Origin of the sequence: Streptomyces sp. NPDC051211 (assembly GCF_040689505.1) — a bacterium.
GTDB lineage: Bacteria > Actinomycetota > Actinomycetes > Streptomycetales > Streptomycetaceae > Streptomyces.
This window is the reverse complement of record NZ_JBFBAV010000027.1, coordinates 45,673-60,272: the sequence shown is the minus strand read 5'-3', so window position 1 is coordinate 60,272 and position 14,600 is coordinate 45,673. Positions and strand designations below refer to the sequence as shown.

Annotated in this window: 12 protein-coding genes and 1 pseudogene; 8 read left to right on the top strand and 5 right to left on the bottom strand. The window is 72.5% G+C overall.

Features of this window, described 5'->3' with window-relative positions:
* Nucleotides 1-94 precede the first annotated feature (94 nt).
* A complete protein-coding gene (locus tag AB0447_RS24240; protein ID WP_366478864.1) occupies nt 95-655 on the bottom strand; it encodes a 2-oxo-4-hydroxy-4-carboxy-5-ureidoimidazoline decarboxylase in 561 nt (186 codons plus the stop codon).
* A gap of 357 nt (nt 656-1,012) precedes the next feature.
* On the opposite strand from AB0447_RS24240, the gene AB0447_RS24235 reads away from it, so the two are divergent.
* Nucleotides 1,013-1,741, top strand: a complete 729-nt coding sequence (locus AB0447_RS24235; protein WP_366478863.1) for an RNA polymerase sigma factor — start codon at nt 1,013-1,015, stop codon at nt 1,739-1,741.
* Nucleotides 1,741-2,814 carry a hypothetical protein gene (locus tag AB0447_RS24230; RefSeq protein ID WP_366478819.1) on the top strand — a complete coding sequence of 358 codons (1,074 nt, stop codon included), beginning with the start codon at nt 1,741-1,743 and terminating at the stop codon, nt 2,812-2,814. Before AB0447_RS24235 ends, AB0447_RS24230 begins: the two co-directional genes overlap by 1 nt.
* A gap of 204 nt (nt 2,815-3,018) precedes the next feature.
* Here the strand turns inward: AB0447_RS24230 and AB0447_RS24225 are convergent, their stop codons facing one another.
* Complete coding sequence (locus tag AB0447_RS24225; protein ID WP_366478818.1) at nt 3,019-3,930, bottom strand: L,D-transpeptidase family protein; 912 nt, start codon at nt 3,928-3,930, stop codon at nt 3,019-3,021.
* A gap of 173 nt (nt 3,931-4,103) precedes the next feature.
* On the opposite strand from AB0447_RS24225, the gene AB0447_RS24220 reads away from it, so the two are divergent.
* Both AB0447_RS24220 and leuE read left to right on the top strand, forming a co-directional pair.
* A complete protein-coding gene (locus AB0447_RS24220) occupies nt 4,104-5,684 on the top strand; it encodes a methylmalonyl-CoA mutase family protein (RefSeq protein WP_366478817.1) in 1,581 nt (526 codons plus the stop codon).
* Nucleotides 5,685-5,727: 43 nt separating this feature from the next.
* Entirely contained in the window at nt 5,728-6,390 is a 663-nt protein-coding gene (leuE, locus tag AB0447_RS24215; RefSeq protein WP_366478816.1) for a leucine efflux protein LeuE, read from the top strand.
* Between the two features lie 64 nt (nt 6,391-6,454).
* Here leuE and AB0447_RS24210 read toward each other — a convergent pair whose 3' ends face one another.
* From AB0447_RS24210 to AB0447_RS24200, 3 genes are read right to left on the bottom strand one after another with little or no spacing between them, the layout of a single operon-like run.
* Nucleotides 6,455-7,654 (bottom strand): acyltransferase, encoded by a 1,200-nt coding sequence (locus AB0447_RS24210; protein WP_366478815.1) that lies wholly within the window; start codon nt 7,652-7,654, stop codon nt 6,455-6,457.
* Nucleotides 7,651-9,027 carry a polysialyltransferase family glycosyltransferase gene (locus AB0447_RS24205; RefSeq protein ID WP_366478814.1) on the bottom strand — a complete coding sequence of 459 codons (1,377 nt, stop codon included), beginning with the start codon at nt 9,025-9,027 and terminating at the stop codon, nt 7,651-7,653. Before AB0447_RS24205 ends, AB0447_RS24210 begins: the two co-directional genes overlap by 4 nt.
* Complete coding sequence (locus AB0447_RS24200) at nt 9,027-10,001, bottom strand: glycosyltransferase family 2 protein (RefSeq protein ID WP_366478813.1); 975 nt, start codon at nt 9,999-10,001, stop codon at nt 9,027-9,029. Before AB0447_RS24200 ends, AB0447_RS24205 begins: the two co-directional genes overlap by 1 nt.
* 198 nt (nt 10,002-10,199) lie before the next feature.
* On the opposite strand from AB0447_RS24200, the gene AB0447_RS24195 reads away from it, so the two are divergent.
* The 4 genes and pseudogenes from AB0447_RS24195 to AB0447_RS24180 all read left to right on the top strand — a co-directional run bounded on the left by AB0447_RS24195 (nt 10,200) and on the right by AB0447_RS24180 (nt 14,542).
* Nucleotides 10,200-11,513 (top strand): DUF6716 putative glycosyltransferase, encoded by a 1,314-nt coding sequence (locus tag AB0447_RS24195; protein WP_366478812.1) that lies wholly within the window; start codon nt 10,200-10,202, stop codon nt 11,511-11,513.
* Nucleotides 11,510-12,205: pseudogene (locus AB0447_RS24190) on the top strand (acylneuraminate cytidylyltransferase family protein); the annotation flags it as partial. The gene AB0447_RS24195 and the pseudogene AB0447_RS24190, both read left to right, overlap by 4 nt.
* Nucleotides 12,206-12,273: 68 nt before the next feature.
* On the top strand, nt 12,274-13,182 hold the full coding sequence (locus tag AB0447_RS24185; protein ID WP_366478811.1) for an N-acetylneuraminate synthase family protein: 909 nt from the start codon (nt 12,274-12,276) through the stop codon (nt 13,180-13,182).
* A gap of 166 nt (nt 13,183-13,348) precedes the next feature.
* Complete coding sequence (locus AB0447_RS24180) at nt 13,349-14,542, top strand: hypothetical protein (RefSeq protein WP_366478810.1); 1,194 nt, start codon at nt 13,349-13,351, stop codon at nt 14,540-14,542.
* Nucleotides 14,543-14,600 lie beyond the last annotated feature (58 nt).

Below are 14,600 nucleotides of genomic sequence, written 5' to 3'. Positions count from 1 at the left end.
CGTTGTCGGTCGGGCCCGGCCGGGTACGGTCCACCGGCCCCGGACATCGTAGCGACGAGTTGTCGGTTCCTTCGCGCGGGGTCCATCGGTGTGATCAAACAGGCACGGACGGGCTATCCCACAAGGCCGAACAGGGTGATTCCGGGCGTACAGCGTCCGGCAATTCAGACATTCGGGCCAATGCGGCCAACCGGGCTTGGGCGAGTCGCCGCAGCTCGTCGGCCGAGACGGCCCGCTCCTCGTCCACCTCGTGACCCATCCGCCGCCGGATTTCGGCCAGCACCTGGTTCGGACGCTCGTCCGCCGGGTGCCCCTCCAGGCAGATCACGAACGCGTGGCCGAACTTCCGCTCGTACTCCGCGTGCGCCGCGTCCAGCGCCAGATGGGCGGCGTACGGGGCCGCTTCGTGGAGCTCCGCCGAGTACTCCGCGCCCAGGGCCTCGCTCAGATCCGCCGAGGACAGGTCGTACGAGGCTTCGTCGGCCGCGGCCAGCAGCGCGCCCAGATCCGGGTACGGTCGGTGTGCGGCCATCCGGTGGGCCCAGCGATGGCTGCCGCAGCAGAGCAGCAGTGCCCTCTCGGCGGCCTCGGCCGGAGCCGCGTTGAACCGGGCGAGCGAGCTGCCGCGGACCTGGGCCGGGAGGTGGGTGGACAGCGTGGGGCTCCTCGGAACGTCTCGGGGTGTGCCGCAACGCTATCGACGCGGGGGCGCGCGTGGCGTATGGAGCCGAGGATTTCACCCGGACGAGAAGAGTGGGCCAGGTGTAAGGGGAAGAAAATGCGGAGAAGGCGACCGAGGCCGCCACCCCCCACAGGAGAGGCCCCGGCCGCCATCCGACACGGACTCGTGCGACAAGCCCGTATCCCTGTCAGCGTCGGGAGTGCGTTTTGTGTCACACCCCGCTTCGCGCATGGATGGTTGCTGGTTGTACAACTCGTGGACGTAGGTGCTTGAAAGCCGTAACGTGCTGATTTGCGCAGGACGTACAGGACAGTGAACGGGTTGGGGACTTTGCTGGGGGACGACGCGGAGCTGACCGCCGCGGTGCTCGCGGCACAGCACGGCGACGAAAGCGCGTTCCGTACTGTGTACCGCGCCGTGCACCCGCGCCTGCTCGGATACGTACGGACGCTCGTCGGCGAGCCCGACGCCGAGGACGTGACCTCCGAGGCATGGCTGCAGATCGCCCGCGACCTCGCCTCCTTCTCCGGTGACGCCGACCGCTTCCGCGGCTGGACCGCCCGGATCGCCCGCAACCGGGCCCTCGACCACGTGCGGATGCGGGGCCGCCGGCCCGCCATCGGCGGCGACGAAACCGAACTCACCGGCCGCGCCGCCGACTGCGACACCGCCGGCGAGGCCATGGAAGCCCTCGCCACCGGCAACACCATGGCCCTCATCGCCCGGCTCCCGCAGGACCAGGCCGAGGCCGTGGTGCTGCGCGTGGTCGTCGGACTCGACGCGAAGAGCGCCGCGGAAGCCCTCGGCAAGCGCCCCGGAGCAGTCCGTACGGCCGCCCACCGCGGCTTGAAGAAGCTGGCGGAACTGCTGGATGCCGAGCACGGAGCGGAGCCGGGAGCGGAAGTCGGCCATAATGCCGGAGGCCACGCCGGGGGAAGCGATGGCTCCGGGGGCGCGGGAGATCTCGACGCCGTACCGGCGCAGCGCGCCCCGGGCGCGGACCTCGTACGGCGAACCGGTGTGACGCATTCACGTTGGCGGACGCAGAAGGACATGTGATGGCCGACGATCGCAACAGCTGGCTGGACGGAGCCGCGGCGGAGAGACTGCTGCGCGGAGAGCCGGTCGGTCCTGTCGCCGATCACCGCAGCCGCGCCGAGGCCGCCCGGCTGCACCGGATCCTGGAGGAGCTCGCGCCGCCCGCGGCCCCGGCCGACGGGGAACTGCCCGGCGAAGCCGCGGCGCTGGCCGCCTTCCGGGCCGCGCACGGCACCGCCGGAGCCCGCCCGGTCGCCCGACCGGAACCCGAAGCGGAACCCGTCTCCGGCCCCGAGCAACTGGTCGCCCTCGGCATGCCCACCACCACCCGGCCCGTCCGGCCCGCCCGCAACCGCCCGTTTCGGCTGGGGCTGGCCGCGGCGCTGGCGAGCGTTGCCCTCGGCGGGGTCGCCGCCGCGGCCGGCAGCGGCCTGCTGGACCGCGCCCTGCACGCCTCCGCCGGCCCGGGACCCGCGGTCTCCCTCAACATCGAACCCACCCCCCGGCTCGTCCCGGACCCGGCCGACGGCACCACCACGCCCTGGGCCACCCCGGACGGCAGCCCCCACCCGCACCGCGACGGCGACGGCAGCGCCGGCACCCCGACCCCGGGCGGGGACGGCCGGACCACCCCGGACACCGGCGGCACCGTGAACGCGGGCGGAACCACCGGCGGAGACACCGGCGGTGACCGGGCACGCCCGGACGACGGCCACGGCACCCGCAAGGACCCCGGCACCGGCGACACCACCGGCACCGACTCGACCACCGGCACCGGCGGCGCCGCCAAGGACCGGGACGACGACCGGGCGAAGGTCCGGATCACCGAGCTGTGCCGGGAGTTCCGGGCGGGCCGGATCGCCGAGGACCAGAAGGACCGGCTGGCCCGCGAGGCCAAGGGCCAGCGCATCGCCCAGTACTGCGACCGGCTGCTGAACACCGGCGGCACCGGCACGAGCGGCGACAGCGGCCGCGACACCGACAACCGGGACGACGGCGACGGGATCCTGGAGGCGCCGCCGCTGAAGCCGGCGCTCCCGGCCCCGACGGCCGGTGACGGCTCGCTGAAACTGACCCCGGACACCCGGCTGTAACACTTTTCGAACCGGCGGCGCAGTACATATCGAGCCGACTGGTCATCGGCCGCGCATGAGCCGGGGTTCCCCCCGTACCCCTGGGCTCTGCGCACCCGGCGCGGGCGGGGCACGTTCCCCCGGCCCTGCCCGCGCCCCCTACTTCCCCCCTAGGTCACCGTTGCGGTCCGCCGCCGGCGACGCGGCGGCGGACCACCCGGCGGCTCACCAGTAGACGACGACCTTGTCGCCCACGTTCACCTGGCCGAACAGCGCCGCGAGCTTGCCCTTGTCCCGGACGTTCACGCAGCCGTGCGAGGCCCCGTTGTAGCCGCGCGCCGCGAAGTCCGCCGAGTAGTGCACCGCCTGGCCGCCGCTGAAGAACATCGAGTACGGCATGGCCGTGTGGTAGAGCGTGGACGTCCAGTCCTTCTCCTTCCGGTCCACCTTGAAGACGCCCTCGCGGGTCGGGGTGTTCTCCGAACCGAAGCGCACGTCCATGGTGGAGAGGACCTTGCCGTCGACCATCCAGGCCAGGGTGCGGCTCTCCTTGCTGATGCACATCACCCGGCCCTCCATGCAGCTCGGGTGCGGCGCGTCCACCTCGTTGGTGGTCGGCGGGCGCAGCTCGTCGGCGGTGGGCTTCCGGCTGACGCTCTGCACCTTCCTCCAGGTGGCCTCGTCCACTCCGCCGGAGACCGTGAGCCCGTGCTTGCCCTGGAAGGACCTGACCGCGGCCGTGGTCTTGGAGCCGTAGAAACCGGTGGGCGCCGTCTTCAGCAGACCGAGCTGCTTGAGCCGGGCCTGGAGCTCGCGGACCTTCTCGCTCTCGTCGCCGTTCGCCATCACGTACCTGACGGTGGGGGAGGCGGAGGCCGACGGGGAGGCGGACTTCGACGCGGACGGCGTCGGCGAGGCGGACTCGCCGGACTTGTCGTCCTGCGAGGGCGAGGCCGAGGCCGAGGCCGAGGCCTCCGGGGAGGCGCTGGTGCCGGCGGAGGAGGACGGGGCCAGCGCGGCCGGCGCCGCCGGGTTCTTCTCCTGCGGCCCGCAGGCGGTCGCCGTTGCGGCGAGCGCGACTGCGGTGGCCAGCCCGAGGGCGCGGGCTATGACTCTCTGACGGTTCTGGCGGTACATGTTCGTCCCCCGATTTTCTGCGGCGTGTAATGAGAACGATGCCGGGCGGGCGTGGATAGTTGCGCACAGTCCCGGGATGTTGCGCCATTGTGACCGACGGCCGTTGCCGGTCGGTCTGCGCGGAGCCGTTCTACCAGTGCCGCACCGGCCGGCACTACGGAGGTTTCTGTCGGATGTCACACACCGAGAGCGGACTGCCCCTGCAACCGGTCTACGGGCCCGAGGCTCTGACGGGCTGGGACCCCGCGGTCAAACTGGGCGAACCCGGTGGTTATCCCTTCACCCGGGGCGTCTACCCGTCCATGTACACGGGCCGGCCCTGGACGATGCGCCAGTACGCTGGCTTCGGGGCCGCCGCCGAATCCAACGCCCGCTACCGACAGCTCATCGAGGCCGGCACCACCGGACTGTCGGTGGCCTTCGACCTGCCCACCCAGATGGGACACGACTCCGACGCACCGCTCGCACACGGCGAGGTCGGCAAGGTCGGCGTGGCCGTGGACTCGGTCGAGGACATGCGGGTGCTGTTCGACGGCATCCCGCTCGACCGGGTCTCGACCTCGATGACCATCAACGCTCCGGCCGCCCTGCTGCTGCTCCTCTACCAACTGGTTGCGGAGGAACAGGGCATTCCGGCCGACCGTCTGACGGGGACGGTGCAGAACGACGTACTGAAGGAGTACATCGCGCGCGGGACGTACATCTTCCCGCCCGGCCCCTCCCTGCGGCTGGTCGCGGACACCTTCCGGTACTGCCGGGACGAGATCCCCCGGTGGAACACCATTTCCATCTCCGGCTACCACATGGCGGAGGCCGGGGCCTCGCCCGCGCAGGAGGTCGCCTTCACCCTCGCCGACGGCATCGAGTACGTCCGTACCGCCCTCGGCGCCGGCATGGACGTGGACGAGTTCGCGCCCCGGCTCTCCTTCTTCTTCGTCGCCCGCACCACCCTGCTGGAGGAGGTGGCCAAATTCCGGGCCGCCCGCCGGATCTGGGCCCGTGTCATGCGGGAGGAGTTCGGGGCCCGCGATCCGAAGTCGCTGATGCTGCGCTTCCACACGCAGACCGCCGGGGTGCAGCTGACGGCCCAGCAGCCCGAGGCCAACCTGGTACGGGTGGCCGTCCAGGCCCTCGCGGCGGTGTTCGGCGGCACCCAGTCGCTGCACACCAACGCCTTCGACGAGGCCATCGCCCTGCCCACCGAGAAGTCCGCCCGGCTGGCGTTGCGCACCCAGCAGGTGCTGGCGTACGAGACGGACGTGCCGCACACGGTCGACCCGTTCGCCGGGTCGTACGCCGTCGAGTCGATGACGGACGCGCTGGAGGCGGCCGCCGTGGAGCTGATGGACCGGGTCGAGGCGATGGGCGGGGCGGTCGCGGCGATCGAGCAGGGCTTCCAGAAGGGCGAGATCGAACGGAACGCCTACCGGATCGCGCAGCAGACGGACAGCGGGGAGCGGGTGGTGGTCGGGGTCAACCGGTTCACCCTGGGCGAGGAGGAGGCGTACGAGCCGCTGCGGGTCGATCCGGCGATCGAGGCCCGGCAGCGGGACCGGCTGGCCCGGCTGCGGGCCGGCCGGGACGGGGCGGCGGTGGACGCGGCTCTGGCCGGGCTGCGGGCGGCGGCGGCGGGGACGGAGAACGTGCTCTACCCGATGCGGGAGGCGCTGCGGGCCCGGGCCACGGTCGGGGAGGTCTGCACGGCGCTGCGGGAGGTCTGGGGGGCGTACGTCCCGGCCGATTCCACATGGTGAAACAGGTGGCGGGACAGGTGCGTAGTGGGTGACACTCCTGTGCATGCTGGGTGTCACCGACCTTCCGACCTATCTCGCCGCCCTGGTGCTGATCATCCTGCTGCCCGGGCCGAACTCCCTCTACGTGCTGTCCGTCGCCGCCCGGCGCGGGGTGCGGGACGGCTACCGGGCCGCCGCCGGAGTGTTCACCGGCGACGCGGTGCTGATGCTGCTGACCGCGGTCGGCGCCGGAGCCCTGCTCCAGGCCAGCCCGCTGCTGTTCGGCATCGTGAAGTTCCTCGGCGCCGGCTACCTGGCCTGGATGGCGTTCGGGATGCTGCGGGCCGCGCGGGCCATGTGGCGGGACCGCCGGGCCCGGCAGGAGGAGCTGCTGGCGGATGCGCGGCCGACGGCGTCCGCCGTGGCCGCCGCCGAGCGGCCGTACCGGCGCGCGCTGGTGGTCAGCCTGCTGAACCCGAAGGCGATCCTGTTCCTGCTGTCCTTCTTCGTGCAGTTCGTGGACCCGGACTACGCCTACCCGGCGCTGTCGTTCCTGCTCCTCGGCAGCCTGGTGCAGCTGGCCAGCTTCCTCTACCTGAGCACCCTGATCTTCACCGGCACCCGGCTGTCGGCCGCCTTCCGGCGGCGCAGGCGGCTCTCCGCGGGAGCCACCTCCGCCGCGGGCGTGGTCTTCCTCGGCTTCGCGGCGAAGCTCGCGACCGGCTGATCGGGGCCGGCTGATCGGGGCCGGCTGATCGCGACCGGCTGATCCGCGGTCAGCCGATCCACGGTCAGTCGATCTGCCGGTCGAGGGCGCGCCGCAGCTTCGGGGTGAGGGGGCGCTCCACCAGCCGGTGGATCAGCCAGGCCAGCACCAGCATGAGCCCGACGGTCGCCGCGAAGGCGGCCGCCGGCGGGACGTCCAGTTTCCGGTGCAGGGTGTGGATGACCACCCAGCCCAGGTGCTCGTGCACCAGGTAGAAGGGGTAGGTCAGGGCTCCGGCCACGGTCAGCCAGCGCCAGTCCATCCACCGGAACAGGCCCACCGCGACCAGGGCGATCAGCAGGAACGCCAGGGTGACCAGCGCGATGATCACCCAGGTCTCGCGGTACGAGAAGAACTTCGGGTTCGGCGCGTGCCACAGCCCGGCCACCGCGTAGTGCTGGCCCATCAGCCAGCCGAGCACCGCGATGCCCCAGCCCGCCGCGTCGCGGCGGTCGCGGTGGACCAGGTAGAGGCCGATGCCGCCGATGAAGAACGGCGCGTACTCCGGCATCAGCGCCAGCTGGAGCAGCTCGTTCTCCGCACCGTCGGCGATCACCGCGGCGACCGCCCAGACCGCGCAGAAGACCAGCGTCCGCTGCCTTCCGCCGCCGGGCAGGATCACGAAGACCGCGAAGAGCACGTAGAAGCGGAGCTCGGCCCAGAGGGTCCAGCACACCCCCAGCACCCGCTCGGCGCCCACCGGCTGCTGGAGCATGGTCAGGTTGGCCAGGAAGTCCGTCGGCGAGACGGCCTCGTACGCCACCCACGGCAGCGCGAACACGGCCGTGACCAGCACCAGCGCCACCCAGTAGGCCGGGTAGAGGCGGGCGATGCGGGAGGCGAGGAAGGACCGCAGCGGCCGCCCCCAGGCGCTCATGCAGATGACGAACCCGCTGATGACGAAGAAGAACTGGACGCCCAGCGGCCCGTACGCGAACCAGGGCGCGGCATCGGGGAACAGCTCGCGCGGGGAGGCACCCCAGGCCTTGGAGACGTCTCCGTTGCGCCCGCCGAAGTGGTAGAGGGCGACCATCAGGGCGGCCAGCAGCCGCAGCCCGTCCAGGGCCCGCAGCCGGGCACGGTCCGGGGCCGCCGTCCCGGGCGCCGCCGTGGCCGCGGTGTCGGCCGGGGCCGCGGTGCCGGCCGTACGCGGCTCCGGGAGCGGCGTGGGGTACTGCGCGGCGTAAGCCGCTCCGGTGGAGCCGGTGCTTGCAGCGGGGTTCACCTGGCCCGGCCCATCGCGGCCCGTTGCAGCCGGCGGATCCGGCGCACGGCCCGGCGCAGCGCCGGGTTGTTCGGCAGGAAGGACAGCTGGGAGGGGATGCCGCCGGGCAGGCCGAGCGTGGTGAGGCGGCGCCGCTTGAAGTATCGCCAGGTGTGCTCGTCCAGGTGGGTGGCCAGGTAGGCCTCGGCCTCGGCGCGGCGGGCGGCGAGCACCTGGGACTGCATCGCGTACCCGACGGCGGTCAGCAGGCCGGAGAGCTTCGTACGGACCTGCTCCGGGCCCGGTGGGGTCCAGGAGCGCACCGCCTCGGCGTCGGCCAGGTCCGGCAGCAGGGCGTCGACGACGGTCATCGGGACCCGGTTGCTGTTCTGATACGGGGCGACCCGGTCCAGGAGCCGGCCGGTGCCGGTGCGGGCGACCGGGAGGCCGTACAGGGTGGCGGCGGTGAGCAGCCCGGTGGAGAAGCAGCCGACCACCAGCGCGGGGCGCAGCCGCTGGTAGACCACCTCGGCCAGGACCGGCGCGGTCAGTATGGTCAGCCGGACGCCGAGCCGGGCGGCCTCTTCCCGGACGGCGCGGGAGGAGCGGGCGGGCGCGCTGGGGTGCGGCTTGAAGACGATCTCGGTGTGGCCGAGGGCGTGGGCGCCGCGGACCATGGCCAGGTGCAGCTCGTCCTCCTCCTCCGGGGTGAGGAGTTCGAGGGCGGCCAGGTACTGGCCGAGCAGCAGGGCCGGTGCTTCCGCCGACGTGGACAGCAGCCCCTCTGTGTCCTCGGTGAGTTCGGCGAGCTCCCCGAGCACCTTGAGGAAGGCCTCGCCGGGCACCAGCTCGGCGGGCACCCCGAACTCGGTGAGCAGCAGCGGCTCCAGGCCGGGCGCCAGGTCCAGGTGCAGCACCCGGCGGATGCGCATGCCGAGCTGGGCGTCGAGCTTGAACCGGGTCGGCCCGTAGCTCATCAGACCGTCCGCGTAGACCTCGACGGAGGCGCCCGGGAAGAGCTGGCAGAGCGCCTGCGCGGGGGAGACCTGGATGGACTCGACGATCAGCTCGATCCGGTCCTCGCCCAGCCCCCACAGGGTCCGCAACTGCCGCTCCCACAGCGGCGCGTCCTCGGGGCGGGGGGACCAGGTGCTGGGGTGGAACGGCTCGATGGTCCGGTTCCAGTCGAGGTGGTCGTCGAAGCGGGTGCGCAGGGCGGCGAAGCCGGGCATCGCGTCGAGCCCGGGGGAGATCTCCGGGATCACGGCGTTGTTGCTGGTCAGCAGCACCCGCCGGGAGGCGGGGCCGAAGCTGCCGGCGTCGATGGCGGCGGCGAGCGTGGCCATCCCGTAGAGGGTGGAGGCGAGGAAGATCTGGGTGGTGCGGCCGTTCATCAGGCGGCCGCCCCGTCGCCGGCCCGCCGGCGGAGCCGGCGCAGCAGCACCGACCGTTCGACGTCCATCGAGTCGAGGGCGGCGTCCAGCACGTCCTGCGGCATTCGTCCGAGCGCGGCCGCACTCATCGAACGGAGTTTTTTGGCCACGGCCGGTTCGAACCTTTCAATGGATCCGATGTGGTGCGAGATAATTGCACAATATGTGCGAACGGCTTTCGGGAGCAGTGTGGCCGAATCCCGGTCGGCCGCCGTTTCCGAGATCACCTGGTCGAACGCCCGGATGAAATCGAGCTGCCGGATGTCGCCGATCTGCGTCAGTGAGGTGGAAACCCCGCGCCGGTAGAAGATTCCGGGCATTCCGACTGCGGCGAATGACTCCGCCTCCCGGTGCAGCCGCCAGATCCACGGCCGGTCCTCGGCCGTCCGCAGCCCGTCGGTGAAGTGCAGCAGCCCCCGGTCCAGCAGCCGCCGGTGGTACATCCCCGCCCAGGCGTACGGATAGTCGACCGAGGTGGGCCGCTCCGGCGGCAGGATCGCCGTCCGCGGGTCGGCCGGCACGCCCTGGGGGCCGTACGGGATGCGCTGCACGGCCCGGGTCCGCCCGGTCACCTGCACATGGTCGGTGCGGACGAAATCGCAGCTCAGGGCCTCGATGGCGGCCAATACCCGGGTCAGGTGGCCGGGGGCCAGCCAGTCGTCCCCGTCCATGAAGGCCAGGTACTCGCCGGACGCCGCGTCCAGCCCGGTATTGCGGGCGGTGGCCAGCCCGCCGTTCTTCTCGTGTCTGAGGTGCACCGCCCCCGGCAGCTCGCGCGCCGCCGTCTCCAGCAGCTCGGGCGTCCCGTCCGTCGAGCAGTCGTCGACGAGCAGGAACTCGAAGTCGTCCCGCGCGTTGAGTTCGAGGCTTTTCAGGGCATCTGGTGCGTATGTCTGCACGTTGTAGAACGGCACGACAACAGAGAGCTTGACCACCCGGGAGACATTAGGGCGTGGTGCGGCATTCACCATGGACCGGGCGAAGATTTTACGTGAACGGCGAGCGACGTCCTTGTTAACCTGCCCCCATATTCCGCCGATCTCCGACGGATTCTCATTTCGTCGACGGGTTGTTAACCCTCTGTTGTGCGTTCGTTGGGCCGATCACCGGAATTCCGGCATAGCTTCTGGCCCGTGCCAGTAAGCAAGCGGGTCGCAGTGCTCGCCGATTCCGATACGCGATGGAAATGGGGCGCACTCACCGCGCACCGCATCGCCCCCGACTGCGCAGCAGAGGACGGCAGCCTGACCGGCTTCCTCCTCCGCGGCCGGGCCACCCCCACCGCGCGACAGCTCGGTGAAGTCGGGGTGCAGGCCGACCGGTTGGACGAGGTCACCTGCGCCGAGTTCCTCGCCGAGCTCCGCCGCGAACCGTACGACGTGGTCGTCCTCGCCCTCGTCGGCGGGGCCGTCCAGGCCGTCCTCCACGGCATCCGCGCCCTCTGGCCCGAACCGGCCCGCCGCCCCGTCCTCGTCACCGGATACGTGGGCGTCGTATACGAGAAACTCGCCGACGGCCTGCTGCTGCGCCACGGCGCCGACATCGTCCTCGCCAACTCGCGCGCCGACGCGGAACGCTTCCGTGCCGTCTACGAAGGCGCCGGCGCCGACGCCACCGCCGTCACCGAGACCGCCCTGCCCTTCCTCGACGGCCCGGCCTACACCCCGGCCGGCAGCCGCGCCCACACGGTCGTCTTCGCCGCCCAGCCCTCCGTGCCCGAGAGCGCCGCCGACCGCACCTACCTGCTGCGCCGGGCCGCCGAGCACGCCCGCCGGCACCCGGACCGGGAAGTCCTGGTCAAGCTGCGGAGCAAGCCCGGCGAACACACCACGCACATCGAGGAACTCCCCTACCAACGCCTCGCCGAGAAGCTCCCGGACGGCCTGCCCGCCAACTGCAGCCTGGTGTACGGGAACATGGGCGAGGTCCTGGACCGCACCGACCTGCTGGTGACCGTCTCCTCCACGGCCGCCCTGGAGTCCCTGGCCCGCGGCATCCCCACCGCCGTCCTCACCGACCTCGGCATCCGCGAGGCCCTCGGCAACCACCACTTCCTCGGCTCCGGCTGCCTGGCCTCCTGGGACCAGCTCGACACCGGGCTGCGCCCGACCGGGGACCCGGCCTGGCTGGCCGCCCAGGGCGTCACCTCCGACGCCCCCTACGAAGCCGCCCGCACCCGGATCACCGCGCTCGCCGCCCTGGACCGGCTCCCGCCCGTCGCCCCGTACTACACACCGGTCACCGCGCCCGGCTACCTCCCCGGCATCCTGGCCCGCCACCACCTCGCCCCCGACGGCACCGTGCAGCCGGGCGCCGCGAAACCCCTGGCCGAACGCTCCCGGCTGCGCCGCTACCTCCGCTCCTACCTGCGCGAAGCCGCCCGCGGCACCTACCGCCACGGGGTCCAGCGGGTGGCCCCCATCATCCGACGGCTGGGGGAACTGTGACCGCGCCGACGACAACCCCCCGCGTCCTGGCCGTCATCCCGGCCCGCGGCGGCTCCAAGGGCGTCCCCGGCAAGAACCTCGCCGAGGTGGCCGGCGTCCCGCTGGTCACCCGCGCGATCCGCGCCTGCCTGGCCGCACCCACCGTCACCGACGTGGTCGTCTCCACCGACTCCGAGGACATCGCCGCAGCCGCCCGCACCGCCTCCGCCGGCGTCGTCCGCCGACCGGCCGCCCTCGCCGACGACACCGCCACCAGCGAATCGGCCCTGCTGCACGCCCTGGACGCCTTCGAGGAACTCCACTCCGTCCACGTGGACGTGGTCCTGCTGGTCCAGTGCACCAGCCCGTTCCTCACCACCTCCGACGTCGAGTCGGTCGCCGCCGCCGTCGCCACCGGCCCGGCCGACTCGGCCCTCACCGTGGCCCCCTTCCACGGCTTCCTCTGGCGCCACACCGAGGACGGCGGCAACGGCGTCAACCACGACAAGGCCACCCGCCCCCGCCGCCAGGACCGTCCCCAGGACCTCCTGGAGACCGGCGCCGCCTACGCCATGGACACGGCCGGCTTCCGCCGCGCCCGCCACCGCTTCTTCGGGCACACCGTGCCCGTCCTCACCGACCCGGCCCGCGTGCTGGAGATCGACGACCCGCACGACCTGGCCCGCGCCCGCGCCCTGGCCCCGCTGCTCGACCCGAGCACACCCATCCCCGTTCCCACCCCCGTACGACACCCCGTACCAACCGAAGGACGTCACCTGCAATGACCGCCACCCCGAACGCCCGCCTCCGCCCCCTCGGATCGCGCACCGCCGGCCCCGGTCAGCCCGTCTACGTCGTCGGCGAGATCGGCATCAACCACAACGGCGACCTGGCCAACGCCATCGCCCTGATCGACGCCGCCGCCGAAGCCGGCTGCGACGCCGTGAAGTTCCAGAAGCGCACCCCGGAGATCTGCACCCCGCGCGACCAGTGGGACATCGAGCGCGACACCCCCTGGGGCCGCATGACCTACATCGACTACCGGCACCGGGTCGAGTTCGGCGAGGACGAGTACCGCGCCATCGACGAGCACTGCAAGACCCGCGGCATCGACTGGTTCGCCTCCCCGTGGGACACCGAGGCCGTCGCCTTCCTGGAGAAGTTCGACGTCCCCTGCCACAAGGTGGCCTCCGCCTCCCTGACGGACGACGAGCTGCTGCGCGCCCTGCGCGCCACCGGCCGGACCGTGATCCTGTCCACCGGCATGTCCACCCCGCGCCAGATCCGGCACGCCGTCGAGGTCCTCGGCAGCGCCAACATCCTGCTCTGCCACGCCACGTCGACGTACCCGGCGAAGGCCGAGGAGCTCAACCTGCGGGTGATCAACACCCTGCAGGACGAGTACCCCAACGTCCCGATCGGCTACAGCGGCCACGAGACCGGCCTCCAGACCACCCTCGCCGCGGTCGCCCTCGGCGCCACCTTCGTCGAGCGGCACATCACCCTCGACCGCGCCATGTGGGGCTCCGACCAGGCCGCGTCCGTCGAGCCGGGCGGCCTGCAGCGCCTGGTCCGCGACATCCGCACCATCGAGACCGCGCTCGGCGACGGCGTCAAGAAGGTCTACGAGTCCGAGCTCGGCCCCATGAAGAAGCTCCGCCGCGTCCAGGGCGACCTCGCCACCGTCTGACCCCCGGTCCGCTGCGCGGGGCCTTCCCCACCCCGCCCCTTCCCGCACATTCCAGCCTCGCCGGCGTTCGAGGCGCGGGGTCTGGGGCGGAGCCCCGGTTCGGGAAGGGGCGGGCAGGGAAGGGCCCCGCGCAGCGGACTCCACTCCCCCGAAGAGGAGTCGCGTCGTGAACCCCCCTGCCTCCACCCTGGCCTTCGTAGAGAGCCCGGTCCAGCTCCTCAACGTCCTGGAGTGGGCCCACGCGGACTCCGCCACCCCGGACCCCGGCCCGGTCCTGAACGGCGTACCCAGCCAGCCCGAACGCCGGCCGCCGACCGCGGGCAACGGGGGCAACGCGGGCACCGGCAACGACGCCGGCACCGGCACCGGCAACGACGCCGGCAAAGCCCGCCCGTTCCGCATCGTCGTCCTGCCCCCCACCGACCCCATGTCCCGCGGCCAACTGCGCCGCGTCGCCGGCATCGCCCGGGACGAGGGGCACACCGTGCAGTGGCAGGAGGCCCGCGGCGGCTCCGGCGCCCCCTTCAAGGCGCTCGCCGCGCTCCTCGGAGAGGTCCGGCGGGCCGAGCGGATCGTCGTCGGCGACCCCTTCTCCCGGTTCGTCCAGCTGCTGCTGGTCCCGGCCCGGCCGAAGGAGCTCGTCGTCGTCGACGACGGCACCGCCACCATGGAGTTCCTGTCCCAGCTCGGCCGCGGCGAGCGGCTGCGCCGCTGGCACCGCAACGGCGGCGGCGCCCTCGGCCGGGTCAAGGAGCTGGCGTACGCGCCGGTGTCCGGCAACGCCCGGCGCCGGCTCACCCCGTCCCCGGGCCGCCGGGTGGAGGTGTTCAGCTCCATGCCGGTCAGCCCGCTGCCCGGCATGGAGCTGCGGGTCAACGACTTCGGCTGGACCCGCTCCCGCTTCGGCCCGCCCCGCCTCACCAAGGGCACCGACCTGGTCGGCACCTCCCTGGTGGAGACCGGGGTGGTCGACGCGGACCGCTACCTGGAGGCCGTCGGCCGCCTCACCCGGGTGCACGGCGCGACCCGCTACTTCGCCCACCGCCGCGAGTCCACCGACAAGCTGCGCGCGCTCAGCGAGGCCACCGGGCTGGAGATCGTACGTCCGGACCTGCCGCTGGAGCTGATCGCCCGGCGGGGCCCCATCGGCCGTACGATCGTCAGCTTTCCGTCCACGGTCGTCCACACCCTGCCCTACGCCCTCGTCGGCACCGGGGTCACCGTCGCCGTCTGTGACATCGACCCGGCCTGGCTGACCGGAACCGCCTCCCCGCGGGCCCGCAGCTTCCTCGCCGGGGTCACCGACACAGCCCGGGACGTGCACAGACTTCCCGCCCAGGCGGCCCCCGCGGCCGGATGAGCGGCGGAGTTTACCCCCAGGTGCAGGGGGTCATGCGTCCGGAGGACGGGATTTTCTC